The organism is Halopiger thermotolerans (assembly GCF_054654555.1).
In genome coordinates this window covers 19,466-32,023 of record NZ_BAAIEU010000004.1, presented here as the reverse complement: position 1 = coordinate 32,023, position 12,558 = coordinate 19,466, and the positions used below count along the sequence as shown (strand labels likewise).

General features: G+C 68.9%; 13 protein-coding genes. 7 read left to right on the top strand and 6 right to left on the bottom strand.

All coding sequences use genetic code 11. The features are described from left to right. The first annotated feature begins 175 nt into the window (after positions 1-175). The gene (locus ACYQ26_RS07810) at positions 176-700 is read left to right on the top strand and encodes a GNAT family N-acetyltransferase (protein ID WP_459808325.1); all 525 of its coding nucleotides are present in this window, start codon (positions 176-178) and stop codon (positions 698-700) included. A 33-nt stretch (positions 701-733) separates the two neighbouring features. Here ACYQ26_RS07810 and ACYQ26_RS07805 read toward each other — a convergent pair whose 3' ends face one another. After that, on the bottom strand, positions 734-2,032 hold the full coding sequence (locus ACYQ26_RS07805) for an RNB domain-containing ribonuclease (RefSeq protein WP_459808324.1): 1,299 nt from the start codon (positions 2,030-2,032) through the stop codon (positions 734-736). 104 nt (positions 2,033-2,136) lie between these two features. Here ACYQ26_RS07805 and ACYQ26_RS07800 point away from each other — a divergent pair, with 104 nt between their 5' ends. Both ACYQ26_RS07800 and ACYQ26_RS07795 read left to right on the top strand, forming a co-directional pair. Beyond that, the gene (locus ACYQ26_RS07800) at positions 2,137-3,051 is read left to right on the top strand and encodes an ABC transporter ATP-binding protein (RefSeq protein WP_459808323.1); all 915 of its coding nucleotides are present in this window, start codon (positions 2,137-2,139) and stop codon (positions 3,049-3,051) included. Continuing rightward, positions 3,048-3,845 (top strand): ABC transporter permease subunit, encoded by a 798-nt coding sequence (locus ACYQ26_RS07795; protein ID WP_459808322.1) that lies wholly within the window; start codon positions 3,048-3,050, stop codon positions 3,843-3,845. Before ACYQ26_RS07800 ends, ACYQ26_RS07795 begins: the two co-directional genes overlap by 4 nt. A gap of 3 nt (positions 3,846-3,848) precedes the next feature. On the opposite strand, the gene ACYQ26_RS07790 is transcribed toward ACYQ26_RS07795, so the two are convergent. Continuing rightward, entirely contained in the window at positions 3,849-4,157 is a 309-nt protein-coding gene (locus ACYQ26_RS07790) for a DUF7562 family protein (protein WP_459808321.1), read from the bottom strand. Between the two features lie 123 nt (positions 4,158-4,280). On the opposite strand from ACYQ26_RS07790, the gene ACYQ26_RS07785 reads away from it, so the two are divergent. The 4 genes from ACYQ26_RS07785 to ACYQ26_RS07770 all read left to right on the top strand — a co-directional run bounded on the left by ACYQ26_RS07785 (position 4,281) and on the right by ACYQ26_RS07770 (position 8,183). Next, a complete protein-coding gene (locus ACYQ26_RS07785) occupies positions 4,281-4,760 on the top strand; it encodes an RNA-binding protein (protein WP_459808320.1) in 480 nt (159 codons plus the stop codon). Positions 4,761-4,836: 76 nt separating this feature from the next. Then, positions 4,837-5,559 carry an SOS response-associated peptidase gene (locus ACYQ26_RS07780; RefSeq protein WP_459808319.1) on the top strand — a complete coding sequence of 241 codons (723 nt, stop codon included), beginning with the start codon at positions 4,837-4,839 and terminating at the stop codon, positions 5,557-5,559. 185 nt (positions 5,560-5,744) lie between these two features. Then, positions 5,745-7,379 carry a GMC family oxidoreductase gene (locus tag ACYQ26_RS07775; protein ID WP_459808318.1) on the top strand — a complete coding sequence of 545 codons (1,635 nt, stop codon included), beginning with the start codon at positions 5,745-5,747 and terminating at the stop codon, positions 7,377-7,379. A 156-nt stretch (positions 7,380-7,535) separates the two neighbouring features. Further along, positions 7,536-8,183 (top strand): dolichyl-phosphate hexose transferase, encoded by a 648-nt coding sequence (locus ACYQ26_RS07770; RefSeq protein ID WP_459810722.1) that lies wholly within the window; start codon positions 7,536-7,538, stop codon positions 8,181-8,183. 44 nt (positions 8,184-8,227) lie between these two features. Here ACYQ26_RS07770 and ACYQ26_RS07765 read toward each other — a convergent pair whose 3' ends face one another. From ACYQ26_RS07765 to ACYQ26_RS07750, 4 genes are all read right to left on the bottom strand, one after another. Beyond that, the gene (locus tag ACYQ26_RS07765; RefSeq protein WP_459808317.1) at positions 8,228-8,704 is read right to left on the bottom strand and encodes a DoxX family membrane protein; all 477 of its coding nucleotides are present in this window, start codon (positions 8,702-8,704) and stop codon (positions 8,228-8,230) included. A 93-nt stretch (positions 8,705-8,797) separates the two neighbouring features. Continuing rightward, the gene (locus ACYQ26_RS07760) at positions 8,798-9,844 is read right to left on the bottom strand and encodes a pentapeptide repeat-containing protein (protein ID WP_459808316.1); all 1,047 of its coding nucleotides are present in this window, start codon (positions 9,842-9,844) and stop codon (positions 8,798-8,800) included. Between the two features lie 92 nt (positions 9,845-9,936). After that, a complete protein-coding gene (locus tag ACYQ26_RS07755) occupies positions 9,937-10,479 on the bottom strand; it encodes a gluconate 2-dehydrogenase subunit 3 family protein (protein WP_459808315.1) in 543 nt (180 codons plus the stop codon). 23 nt (positions 10,480-10,502) lie between these two features. Continuing rightward, complete coding sequence (locus ACYQ26_RS07750; RefSeq protein ID WP_459808314.1) at positions 10,503-12,551, bottom strand: DUF7846 domain-containing protein; 2,049 nt, start codon at positions 12,549-12,551, stop codon at positions 10,503-10,505. Positions 12,552-12,558: the final 7 nt, after the last annotated feature.

Here is a 12,558-nt window from a genome sequence, read left to right as displayed (position 1 = left end):
TCCAACGGCTGCGGTCGTTCGTTCTCGCGGCGCAGCCACACCGTCGGGACGCCTGTCATACACCGTGCAGAAACAACCACGAGATTCTGTAGTACTCCGTTAAACGTATCAGCACCCGTTAAAACGATCACTTTCCGGCCGCGTTCTTTTTGTCGGTGCGGTGGTAGACCCGCCCGTGACTGACGCGGTCCGGCGGGCGACCACCGACGACGCGTGGGCCATCCACGAAGCGGCGCGGGCGAGCTGGCACGCCGCCTACGACGACATCCTCGGCCCCGGGACGGTCGACGAGGTCGTCGACGAGTGGTACGCGCTCGGCGACCTCGAGTCCTCGATCGCCGACGTGATCGGGCGCGACGACGCCGAGTTCCTCGTCGTCGAACCCGACGAGTCCGGCGGCGGCCCCGAGGAGTGTCGCGGCTTCGCCCACGCCGTCCCCTGGCCCGAGGACGACTCGGTCGCGTACCTGGCCCGGTTCTACGTCCGTCCCGACGCGTGGGGCGAGGGCGTCGGCACGACGCTGCTCGAGCGCCTCGAGGCGCGCCTCGCGGGCTCGTTCGATCGCGTGCGGCTGGCGGTGCTCGCGGACAACGACGTCGGGCGCTCCTTCGCCGAATCGTCGGGTTTCGCCCGACTCGCAGCGCGCGAGACTGGGCTGGGCGAGGAACTCGAGGAGTACGTCTACGAAAAATCGCTGTGATGGAGAGACCGACCGCGAACGATACGTTCGTGGCTACAGCGTCTTCTCGGCTTCCTCGTCGTCGACCACTTCGATCCCGCGGTTGTTGACCGCCATCGGATCGAGGCCGACCTCCTGGAGGAACTGCTTGTACTCGCGTTCGCACTGCTCGGCGTCCTTCTGCTTGTCGCTGGCGCGGTCACAGAGTTCCACGAGGTTCTCGGGGACGTCGTTCTGGTAGACGATCCAGTGGTTGATCAGGTCGCTGAGTCGGCGGATCGGGCTGGTGAAGTGGCCGTAGATCTCGAAGTTCAGCGCGTGGTGGCCGCCGAAGGGATCGTTCATGTACTTCGCACGGGGCATCACCTTCATCACCGCCCACTGGATCTTGTCGAGTTGGCGGCCCGGCGCCTCCTCGAGCGTCGCGTTGACCGCCTTCCGCGGGTCGTCCCACGAGTCGCCGGGGATGGAGACGCCGTCCAAGTCCTGAATCTCCCGGAGGGCCTCGGACCACTCGTCGGGGCTGGGCTGGGGGTGGACGCGGTACATCGCCTCGACGCCGCGGTTCCACATGAGTTCGTGCGTGACGGCCTTGTTGGCCTTCAGCATGCACTCCTCGATGATGGTGTGGGCCCGATCCCGCGAGGGGTTCAGGACGAGCGAGCCGTCCTCCTTGCGCTGCTCGTGCATCCGGTCGGCGAGTTCGTAGACGAGCTTGTTCTCCTCGTGTAGGGGCGCGTCGGGGTCCTCGAGGCGGTTCTCGGCCTGCGTGTAGGTGAGCCGCTCGTCGGATCGAATGACCGACTTGTAGATCTCGATGTTCTCGTAGGAGAGGTTCTCCTTGTCGAGGTGCATCTCGACGGTGTGGGCCAGCCGGTCCTCCTCGGGGACCAGCGAGCAGACGGTCTCCGCGAGGACGGGCGGCAGCATGTGGATGGTGTAGCCCGGCAGATAGACCGTGTTGCCACGCTCGACGGCCTCGTCCCACATCGCCGTGTCGGGGTTGACGTAGTGGGTCACGTCGGCGATGTGGACCCAGAGGACGTACTCGTCGTCGCGCTCCTCGATCGAGAGGGCGTCGTCGAAGTCCTGTGCGTCGATCGGGTCGGTCGTCCAAGTCGTCAGGTCGCGGAGGTCCTTTCGTTCGTCGACCTCCTCCTGAATCTCGTTCTGGACGTCGTCGGTTCGGGCTTCGGCCTCCTCGAGGACCTCGGCGGGAAACTCGTCGCGGATCTCGAACTTCTCGAAGAGCTCCTCGCGCTTGTTCTCGAGGTGGCGCGCGAGGTCCTCGGAGATTTCGACGGGGCCCTGGCCTTCGGCCGTACCGGCCTCGGCCTGTGCGTCGTTGCTCATGGAGTGGGCTACGGACGTGAAGGTCAAAGACGTGTCGGGACGGCGAAACCGACGCGAACCTGTTAATGGGAAAACCTATTACCGATACAACACGATTGCAAACGATGTCCGCAATCGCCCTCCGCGGCGTCGCCAAGCGCTACGGCGACGTCGCCGCCCTCCGCGGTATCGACCTCGAGATCGAACCCGGCGAGGTGTTCGGCTTCCTCGGCCCGAACGGCGCGGGGAAGTCGACGACGATCAATATCCTGTTGCACTACGCGCACCCCTCCGCCGGCACCGTCGAAGTGCTCGGTCGCGACGTCACCGACGACCCCGTCGCCGTCCGAAAGCGCGTCGGCATCCTCCCCGAGGGGTTCGCGCCCTTCGAGACGATGACCGGCCGGCAACACCTCGAGTACGCGATCGAGGCCAACGAGGCCGACGACGACCCCGACGCGCTGCTCGAGCGGGTCGGCCTCGAGGGCGCCGGCGACCGGCTCGCGAGCGACTACTCGAAGGGGATGGCCCAGCGGCTCGCGCTCGCGATGGCGCTCGTCGGAGAACCGGACCTGCTGATCCTCGACGAGCCGTCGACGGGACTGGACCCCCACGGCGTCCGCCGGATGCGCGAGATCGTCGCCGCGGAACGCGACCGCGGCGCGGCCGTCTTCTTCTCGAGTCACATCTTAGAGCAGGTCGAGGCGGTCGCCGACCGCGTCGGCATCCTCCGGGCGGGCGAACTCGTCGCCGTCGACACGATCGACGGGCTGCGCGCGGCGGCCAACGCCGACGCGGAACTGACGGTCGAACTGGCCGACGGCGAGGACCCCGAGACTGTCGCGCCCGCCCTCGACGACCTCGAGGGCGTCTCCTCCGTGGTCGCTCGCGACGGGAATCTCGTGGTCGCCTGCGCGCGGGACGCGAAGCTGACCGTCCTCGACGAGATCCGGACCGCCGGCGGGACGATCCGGGACTTTACGACCGGCGAGGCGTCGCTCGAGGACCTGTTCGTCTCCTACACGGAGGGATCGCGATGACCCGCGGCTGGCTGCTGATCGCGCGCAAGGAGGTCGGCGACGCGATCCGGAGCCGGCAGCTGTACTCGAACGCCGCGCTGTTCGCGCTCGTCTTCGCGCTGATCGCCTACCTGCACGTCGATCAGGCCCGGGCCGGCTACGCGGAGCCGGCGAACCTCGTCGGGCTGCTCAGCGGCGTCAGCATCGTCCTCGTGCCGGCCGTTGCGCTCATGCTGTCCTACGCAGCGATCGTCAAGCGACGCGAGGACGGCCAGCTCGCACTGTTGCTCGGCTTGCCCCACGACCGGCGTGACGTCGTCGTCGGGACCTATCTCGGGCGGTACGTCGTACTCGCCGTCTCGCTCGTCGTCGGCGTCCTCGCGGCCGCGCTGGTCACGCTCGCTTTTTCGGTCGAACTGGCCGCCGTGGAACTGGGCGGCTACCTCGTCGCCGCGGCCGTCCTCGGGCTCGCCTACGTCGCGATCGCGACCTGCCTCTCGGCGCTGACGCGGGACCAGACGTGGGCCTCGATCGGCGCGTTCCTCGTCTTCATGCTGTTCGTCTTCGCCTGGCGGTTCGTCCCCGACGCGACCGTCTTCCTCGTCAACGGCCTCGAGATGCCGAGTCAACGGCCGTGGTGGCACCCCTACGTCGGCGCGCTCTCGCCGAGCGTCGCGTACGAGCGAGCGCTGGGCCTCGCCCTCGGGGGGAGCGGCGACCGCACGCTGTCGGCGTTCGGCGCTCTCGTCCTCCTCGGCTGGTGCGTCCTCGCGCCGGCGGTCGGCTACTGGCGGTTCAAAACGAGCGATCTCTAGTCGTCAACTCTCCTCGCGCTGCTCCTCGAGCGGCCCGTACCGTTCCTCGACCGCCGCGATATACCCTGCGAGAAAGGCCGTCTGGTCACGCTCGCCGGCCTCGAGGTCGACTAGGAGGTCCTCGAGTTCGTTCCGCGGATGGTGACAGAGCTCCCGATCGCAGGACTTGCAGAGGTACTCGAACTCCTTGTCCTCGCGGTCCCAGCGGTTGCCATACTTGTCGTATTCCCGGGCCATCGACCGGGTGACCTCGTCGCCGCAGGCGAGGCACGTGACCGTCGTCGATTGCTTCCGAGAGGACCAGGGCCACATGGTCGGACCATCGCCGTGCGGTCACTTAGCAATTGCCGCACGTTCGCTCGCGGGCGAGTATCCGGCCGTCCGACCGGTCGCCGGAACGGGTCTTTTATCTCCCGACCGGCCGTTGGCCCGGATATGGAGGTCAAGTCTCGCCACCACCTGCGGAGCGACGCCGTCTCGGCGCTCGAGGACGCACTCGCCGACCAGCTCGGCGTCGAGCCCGAGGGGGACGCCTACGAGCGCGTCGAGTTCGAGGACACCGACTGGGAAGTCGTTCTCATCGACGGCGAACCGCAGGTCGCGTACTTCGACGAGGAGCCGTTCCTGACGGTGCGAGGCGCCAACGCCTACGAGCCCGACAAGCGGCTCGTGACGGTCGACGCCGGCGCGATCTCGTTCGTCAGCGACGGCGCGGACGTGATGCGCCCCGGCATCACGGAGGCGACCGACGACATCGAGCCGGACGATCTGGTGATCATCGCCGAGGAGTCCCACGGGAAGGTGCTGGCGATCGGCCGCGCCCGCGTTCCGGGCGACGACATGGTCGGCGACGAGGGGAAGGTCGTCGACTCGCTGCACCACGTCGGCGACGAACTCTACGAGTTCACCGGCTGATCCGGGTCGCTCCGGGCCGCCCCGTCGAGGCCGACGAACGAGTACACGTTTCACGACGGGCGCCCTACTGACGGACATGTGCGGACGGTATACCCTGACGCTCGAGCGCGACGCGTTCGAGGACCGATTCGACGTCACCGTCGACGACTCGGTCGGCGAGTTCGAACCTCGGTACAACGCGGCACCGGGCCAGGAACTGCCCGTCATCACCGACGATGCGCCCGAGACGGTCCAGCAACTCGAGTGGGGGCTCGTGCCGTCGTGGGCCGACGACGACAGCGGCGGGATGATCAACGCGCGGGCCGAAACCGTCGACGAGAAACCGAGTTTTCGCGAGGCCTACGAGCAGCGCAGGTGCTTGGTTCCTGCGGACGGTTTCTACGAATGGGTGGAGACGAGCGACGGCAAACAGCCCTACCGGGTCGCCCTCGAGGACGACCGGCCGTTCGCGATGGCCGGCCTGTGGGAGCGCTGGGAGCCCGACGACGGGACGACCCAGGCCGGCCTCGACGCCTTCGGCGGCGGCCTCGAGGACGACAGCGAGGACGACGGCGCGCTCGAGACCTTCACCATCCTGACCGCGGAGCCGAACGACCTCGTGGCCGATCTCCACCACCGAATGGCCGTCATCCTCGAACCCGACCGCGAGCGGGAGTGGCTGACCGCCGACGATCCGAAGGCCGCGGGCTTGCTCGAGCCCTATCCGGCCGACGAGATGCGGGCGTACCCGGTCTCGACGGCGGTCAACGATCCGTCGAACGACGAGCCGTCGCTGCTCGAGCCCCTCGAGACGGCCTGACCGGTACCGGCCGCATTTTGTCCCGGTCAGCGGCGATGTGCGCGACCCGTCGGGACCCGCCTTCCAGTTCCAACGAGTATAAGGATTAGGTCTACCTAATCCTCGCGCATGGAACGGAGACGGTGCGACGCGACCGCGGTGCTCGCCCGTCCGAACGGCGCGATCGTTCAGCGGAGGCGGACGCCGTGAACGCGGACAGACCGCCCGCGGAGAGCGCCGAACCGGTCGCCAGCGGCGTCGATCGGACCCCGGTCGACGGCGCCGACGTCTGCGTCATCGGCGCCGGCCCTGCCGGCGGAATCGTCGCGTCCAGGCTCGCCGCCGCGGGTCGCGAGGTCGTCGTCCTCGAGGCCGGCCCGCGGTTCGATCCCGAGGACCGGCTCGCGCGACAGGAGCGAGCGATCAGACCCGCCTACGACCGGCCGGACGTCTGGGACGGCGACCCCGAGCGGGACGCCCACGCGGCGTCGGGCGAGTGGTTCTACCCGCTGAATCACGCCCGCGTGAAGGGCGTCGGCGGGTCGACGCTCCACTGGCAGGGGATGGTGATGCGCCTCCACGAGGACGACTTCAACTCCGCCAGCGCCCGCGGCGTCGGTGCCGACTGGCCGATCGACTACGATGATTTGCGGCCCTACTACGCCGAGGCGGAGCGCGAACTCGGCGTCGCCGGCGCCAGCGACAACCCCTTCGCACCGCCCCGCGAGGAACCGCACCCGATGCCCGCGTTCGAGCCCTCATACAGCGACTCGCTGTTCGCCGAGGCCTGCGAGGAGCTGGGGATCGCGATGCACTCGGTCCCGAACGCGCGCAACTCGGAGGCTTACGACGGCCGCAGCGCCTGCGTCGGCTACGGCACCTGTCAGCCGGTCTGTCCCGCCGGCGCGAAGTACGACGCGACGGTCCACGTCGAGCGCGCCGAGGAGGAAGGGGCGACGGTGATCGACCGCGCGCCGGTCCAGCGACTCGAGCACGGTCCCGACCGGATCGAGGCGGCCGTTTACGCGACGCCCGAAGACGAGGAGCACCGGCAGGAAGCCGACGCCTTCGTCGTCGCCTGCGGCGGCGTCGAGACGCCGCGCTTGCTGTTGCTGTCGGAATCGAGCCACTACCCCGACGGCCTCGCGAACTCGAGCGGCCTCGTCGGGAAGTTCTTCATGGACCACCTCTTTGCCGGCATGGGCGGCGTGCTCGACGAACGGACCCGGCAGAACCACGTCGGCTTTCTCACCAGCGAGTCCCACCAGTTCTACGACGACGCCGACGCGGAACAGGCGCCGTTCAAACTTGAGTTCTTCAACTACGACGGCCCCTCGCCCGTCGAGATGGCCCTGACCGGCGAGGACTGGGGCGACGACCTGCTCGAGCGCCTGCGCTCGGAATACGGCAACCACATCGGGATGGGCGGGCTGATCGAGCAACTCCCCCGCGAGGACAGCTACGTCGGCCTCGACCGGTCGACGACCGACGACCGCGGGAACCCGGTGCCGGACGTCCACTGGAACGTGGGCGATCGGGCGCTGCGAACGATCGAGCGGGTCAACGAGATCCAGGAGCGGATCCTCGAGGAACTGGGCGCCGAGATCACCTGGCAGGTCGGCCCCGACAACACGGGTCCGGCCTACCACCACATGGGCACGACGCGGATGGGGGCGGACCCCGCGGAGAGCGTGGTGAACGCCCGACTCAGGACCCACGACCTCGAGAACTGCTGGATCGCCTCGAGCAGCGTCTTCCCGACCGGCGGGGCGATGAACCCGACGCTGACGATCGCGGCGCTCGCGCTGAAGGCGGCCGATCACGTTCACGAGCACCTGTAACCGCCGCGACTATTTTTTAGGCGAACCTAAAGAAATAAGTGCGGCCGACGGAGAGTACCGCCAATGAGTAGCGGGAAACGGACCGAATCAGAGGCGGCAGACGGAGAGACCGACGGCGATCGCGACGAGTACACCTTCGAGGACGTAAGCGTCGTGATGGGGACCTACAACGAGGAGGAAGCGATCGGCAAGGTACTCTCGGACATCGACGAAGTTACCGACGGACAGGCCGAAGTCGTCTGCGTCGACGGCTCCTCGGATCGGACGCCCGAGATCGCCCGCGAGCACGGCGCGACCGTCATCGAGCAGCGCCCGCAGGGGTACGGCGTCGCCGTCCGCGCGGCGATCCTAGAGCCCGACCGACCGATCGTCGTGACCACCGACTGCGACGACACCTACCCGATGGAACAGCTTCCGGAGTTCCTCGAGCTGATCAACGAGGGGTACGACGTCGTCAGCGGCGACCGGCTCTACCACGGCGCCGACGCGATGCCGGCGTTCAACCGCTTCGGCAACCACGCCTTCGCCGCCGTCGCCAGCGTCCTGATGGGCACCCGCGTCCACGACACGACGACCGGGATGCGGGCCTACCGCCGCGACGTCGTCGAGTCCATCGAGTGGACCGAGAACACCGGCCTCTCGGCTGAACTGCTGATCCGGCCGTTGATGCGGGGCTACGACGTCCGCGAGCACCCGATCGAGTACCGCGAGCGCGCCGGCGAGACGAAGCTCGACCCGATCCAGGGCGGCGCGGAGATCGCGAAATCGATCGTCAAAGTCTGTCTCGAAGAGCGGTTCCGCTAGGCGTCGGCGGTGCGGGTGGCAGGAGCGCAGATTCGCGGCCTGCGCTACTCGCGCTCACGTTCGTTCGCAACGCCGAGAAACACCAGCGCACCCCCGAGCAGCGCCGTGTTCTTGAGGAAGTTGATCATCTCCTGTTGCTGTTGCTCGGGGTCGTCGACGGTCCAGAAGTCGTGCATCGCCGGCGTCACACCCAGGAAGAACGCGGCGGCCGCGCTCGCCGCAACCGCCGGAATCCGCCAGAGGGCGATGCCGACTCCGCCGACGAGCAAAAGCGTATGTGCCCCGATGTTCGCGAGGCCGGGCATCGGGATCCCCTTCGCCGCCGCGTACTCGGCGCGCTCCTCGGTGTTCATCAGCCCGTCGACCGCCATCGTCGCGAGCACGCCGCCGTACAGCAGCCGACCCAGCCGGACAGCCGTCGTCCGAGAGAGCGGTTTCGAAGCCGGACCCTCACTGTTCGTCGGGGACCGCTCAGTCGCTTCGCCGTCGGTCACCGATCGCTGGCGGAGGGACTCAAGCATACAGGAACGTACGCTCGAGACGCACTTAGAAGGGGTGGGCGACTCGAACGCCGAGTAGGCCGTGGAACAGATGGAGAGCGGGCCAGTTCCGCGTTAGGATTCCACGCTCTGCGTGAGGACGAACACGAGCAGCGCCATCAACAGCGAGCCGAGCAGCGTCTCGATGCTCGCGATGGCGCGGGCCCACTGGCCCACCGGCTGGATGTCGCCGTAGCCCAGCGTCGCGAAGGTGACGACGCTGAAGTAGAGGCTTTTGAGGAACGCCCGGACGATGAGGCGACCCGGCGTGTCGGCGGGATCGTCGATCGCGTACGTGACGGCGCTGTCGGTCCCGACCTCCTGGACGCCGCCCGTCAGCGGGTACAACATCGCACAGACGACGATCAGCAGCAGCGAGGTCGCGACGACCCGCCACGGACTCGTCCCGTAACGCATGACCCACCGCGAGCCTGCAAGCTTGATCGCCTGCAGGTAGTTCCCGGTCTGCCAGGCGCGCCGGCGCCGGAAGTCCTTCTCGCGCAGATAGTACGTGTGGACCAGCTCGGGGAACGCGTTCTCGGCGTAGAGGCGCTGGAGCTCCCGATACACCCACTGCACGGAGTCCGCCCGAGACGTCGCGTCGTCCCCCGACGCCGTGGCGAGTTCGTCCTCGTAGACCGATCGGTCGCCGAACTCGGTCTCGAGGTTGAGCCGGACGTCGGTCAGGCCCGCGCGGTAGAGCCGGGCCTCGCGGAAGTCGGCGTCCCGGAGGTCGGTGAAGACGAACGCCGCGTCGTGGAGGTTCGCCCCGCGAAAGGAGGTGCCGTGGGCGTCGACGTCGCGGAACGTGGCGCGGCGAAGGTCCGCGCCGGAGAGGTCGGCACCGTCCAGCACCGCGTCCGTGAAGTCCGCTTCGACGAGCGAGCAGCCCGCGAGGAAGGACGTCCCGCTCAGCGTCGCCTCGCGGAAGTTCGCGCCGTCGAGGCGTTCGCCGGCGGCCGGCGCGTGCTCCTCGTAGGCCGGGGTCGGGACGACGGTCTCGGTGTGCCAGATGCAGCGGTCGGTCTCGTTCCACGTCGGCCGGTAGCAACAGATCGCGCCGGCGTCGCCGACGCCGCTGCTGGTCGTGACGTGTCCGCATCGGTCCGTCGGCGGCGTCATCGCTATGGCGTCCGTGGCGGGGCGGCGGCCCCTAACGGTAGTGCCTGAAATACGCAGCGACGGGGTTCGATCGACGACTCACCGACGAACCGTCACTCCGCCGAGCCGGACGGCCCCCGCTGGTAGCTGTCCGTCCCGCCCGGATACCCCTGCGGGTTCTCGAGGCCGACCAGTTCGCCGCCGGTCGGCGACGCGTACAGCGCGAACAGCAACTCGTTGACGACGTAGTAGCGGACCCGCTCGACGGAGCCGCCGTCGGGGTTCGACGAGGCCGCGTCCGCGCCCATCCGCCGCAGCGCCGCGTCGCGCTCGTCCGGAGAAAGGGCCGCGAACGAATCGTCGTACCACGCGTCGGCGTACTCCTCGAGGTACGCGGCGGCGTCGGCGACCTCACCGGCCCACGCCGAATCGACCGCCGCACGACCGCTGACGTAGGCCTCGACGAACTCGGTGACGCCGTCGACGGTCGAGGGATACAGCACCTCGGCGGCGGCGACCATCGTCTCGAGGTGGCCGTCCGCGATCGAACGGTTCGACGAGTCGTCGGACGACGAGCGCGACAGTGCGAGGGCGCCGCCGCCCGCGATACCGGCGGCGCCGAGCGCCGCGATCGCGTCCCGTCGCGTGAGTTCCATGGCCATAGTAGAGTGAGTGCGGTTTAGTCGTTGGCAGTTCCGGTCCGATTGCCGGTCCCATCGCCGTTCGCCTCGAGCGCGACGAGATCGGTCCGGACGTCGACGCCGTTCGGCGACTCGCCCGGGATGTACGCCGCCGCGCCGCCGCAGTCGCGGATCGCGGTACACCGTTCGACGCGGGGCGTCAACGCCTCGGCCGCGTCGCCGTCCGTGCGAACCGGTAACTCGAACCGGTAGCTGTAACTGCCCCCGGGGCCGCGGTCGACGAACGCGGTCAGCGTGACGTCCTCGCGGTCGTCGACGGGAAGCGAGGCGTTGAGGTCCCTGTCCGCGCCCCGTACATCTACGGTATCGTTCGTGACCGTCAGCAGCAGACTCGTCGATCCCGAGGCGTTCGGGGCGACGGCCGTTTCGCTGCCGTCGTCCGTGGTGACGGTGACGGTGATTCCCGACGCCGCGTCCGGGACGGCGACGGTCGCGTTCAACCGCACCGCGTCGCCGGTGACGTGTTCGACGGGCTGCAGCCGCGACTCTTGGGGAGAGCCGGCGTGCGGCGACCACGCCCCCCGGTACGCGAACCGATACAGCGACCGGTTGGGGTAGGCGTCGGCGACGGCGAACGGTCGCTCGTCCAGCGCGTACACCCGCTGTCCGTCGAAGTCGGGATCGTTGCGGACCGCCTGGAACGGATGGTTGAGCCAGTCGCCGTACGGCGTCGGGAGGAAGACGACCGACCGCTCGTCCGGCGCGTCCTCGAGCGGCTCGTAGACCCGCTCGTAGGTGTCGGTCGCCGCCGCGTTCCGGTCGACCTGCTCGTCGACGCTCGCCGCCGTCACGCTGCCGACGGCAAGGGCGCTCACGAGCAGCACCACAGCGAGCGTTGCGCGGGCGGCCCGCGGCGTCAGTCGTCGCTCGGTCGTTCGCCGGAGCGCATCGACCAGTGCCAGCGCGCCGACGGCCGCGAATGCCGCGAACGGTACCAGCAGGTCGAAGTGGTAGTACGGCCCGTGGGTCGCGATCAACCCGTCGTCGGCGACCTCGAGGGCGCCGAGGATGTTGAAGTTGCCCCAGAAGAAGACGTTGCCGACGACGACGCTCGGGGCGACGCCAGCGAGGACGGCCTGCTGGGGCGAGAGTCCGCGCCGAACGGTCGCGGCGAACCCGACCGCGGCGACCGCCGCACCGAGGAGCCCGCCTGCGATCCACTCGGCGGCGAACGTCCGCAGGACCAGCGCGTTCGAGCGCAGCGCCAGTTCGACGGTGTAGTCGGCCTCGTGGCCGAGGAGCTGCCGGTGGCCGAACCCGGGCCCGTCCAGCGGGGCGAACGCCTGGTAGGGGAACACCAGCGGCGAGCCGGTCACGACGGCGTTGTAGGCGAGCGCGAGCGCGACCCCGGCGAGCCCGAGCGCCGCCGTCGCGAACTGGCGAGGTAGGGCCGCTCGAGGATCGCGCCAGATGGTCCAGCAGGCGTGGACGATAAAGGGCGCGGCGAACAGGACGGCGGTGTAGGGCCGCGCGAAGAAAGCCAGCCCGATCGCCGCGCCGGCGCCGGCGGCCCAGCGGCGGTCGTCCGCCCGGTCGGCCCGGAGGTAACAGTAGGCGAACGCCAGGTTGAGCATCGTCGTCGGCGCGTAGGGAAGGAAGACGGCCGTGTCGATCAGGAACAGCGGCGAACAGAGCACGGCGAGGGCCGCCGCGATACCGGTTCGCCGGTCGAACGCCTCCCGGACGACCAGCGCCACCAGCGCGAGGATCGCGGCGGCGATCGCCGGCAGCGTGATCCGGTAGCTCCAGACCAGTTCGCCGATCGCGAAGATCGCCGCGGGGACGGGCGCGTACTTCGGGTAGAGTCGATCGCCGTCCTCGACGAAGAACCACGGGCGGAAGGCGTCCTCGACGGGCGGGTGCAGGAATAGTTGGCCGTCCAGCAGCATCGCCGCCTGCTGGAGGTAGACGCCCTCGTCGTGGTTGAGCGAGTGGTACCGGAACGTTTCCGTCGCGAGCAGCCAGACGGCGACGGCGCCGACGAGGGCGACGACGGCGACCGCGGCGTGCCAGGTCCGACGGTTCACGGTCCGT

Coding starts and splice junctions, on each gene's coding strand:
- ACYQ26_RS07790 (WP_459808321.1), bottom strand. CDS start 4,157: ATGTGGCCCTGGTCCTCTCGGAAGCAATCGACGACGGTCACGTGCCTC.
- ACYQ26_RS07765 (WP_459808317.1), bottom strand. CDS start 8,704: ATGCTTGAGTCCCTCCGCCAGCGATCGGTGACCGACGGCGAAGCGACT.
- ACYQ26_RS07760 (WP_459808316.1), bottom strand. CDS start 9,844: ATGACGCCGCCGACGGACCGATGCGGACACGTCACGACCAGCAGCGGC.
- ACYQ26_RS07785 (WP_459808320.1), top strand. CDS start 4,281: ATGGAGGTCAAGTCTCGCCACCACCTGCGGAGCGACGCCGTCTCGGCG.
- ACYQ26_RS07780 (WP_459808319.1), top strand. CDS start 4,837: ATGTGCGGACGGTATACCCTGACGCTCGAGCGCGACGCGTTCGAGGAC.
- ACYQ26_RS07755 (WP_459808315.1), bottom strand. CDS start 10,479: ATGGAACTCACGCGACGGGACGCGATCGCGGCGCTCGGCGCCGCCGGT.
- ACYQ26_RS07805 (WP_459808324.1), bottom strand. CDS start 2,032: ATGAGCAACGACGCACAGGCCGAGGCCGGTACGGCCGAAGGCCAGGGC.
- ACYQ26_RS07770 (WP_459810722.1), top strand. CDS start 7,536: ATGGGGACCTACAACGAGGAGGAAGCGATCGGCAAGGTACTCTCGGAC.
- ACYQ26_RS07800 (WP_459808323.1), top strand. CDS start 2,137: ATGTCCGCAATCGCCCTCCGCGGCGTCGCCAAGCGCTACGGCGACGTC.
- ACYQ26_RS07795 (WP_459808322.1), top strand. CDS start 3,048: ATGACCCGCGGCTGGCTGCTGATCGCGCGCAAGGAGGTCGGCGACGCG.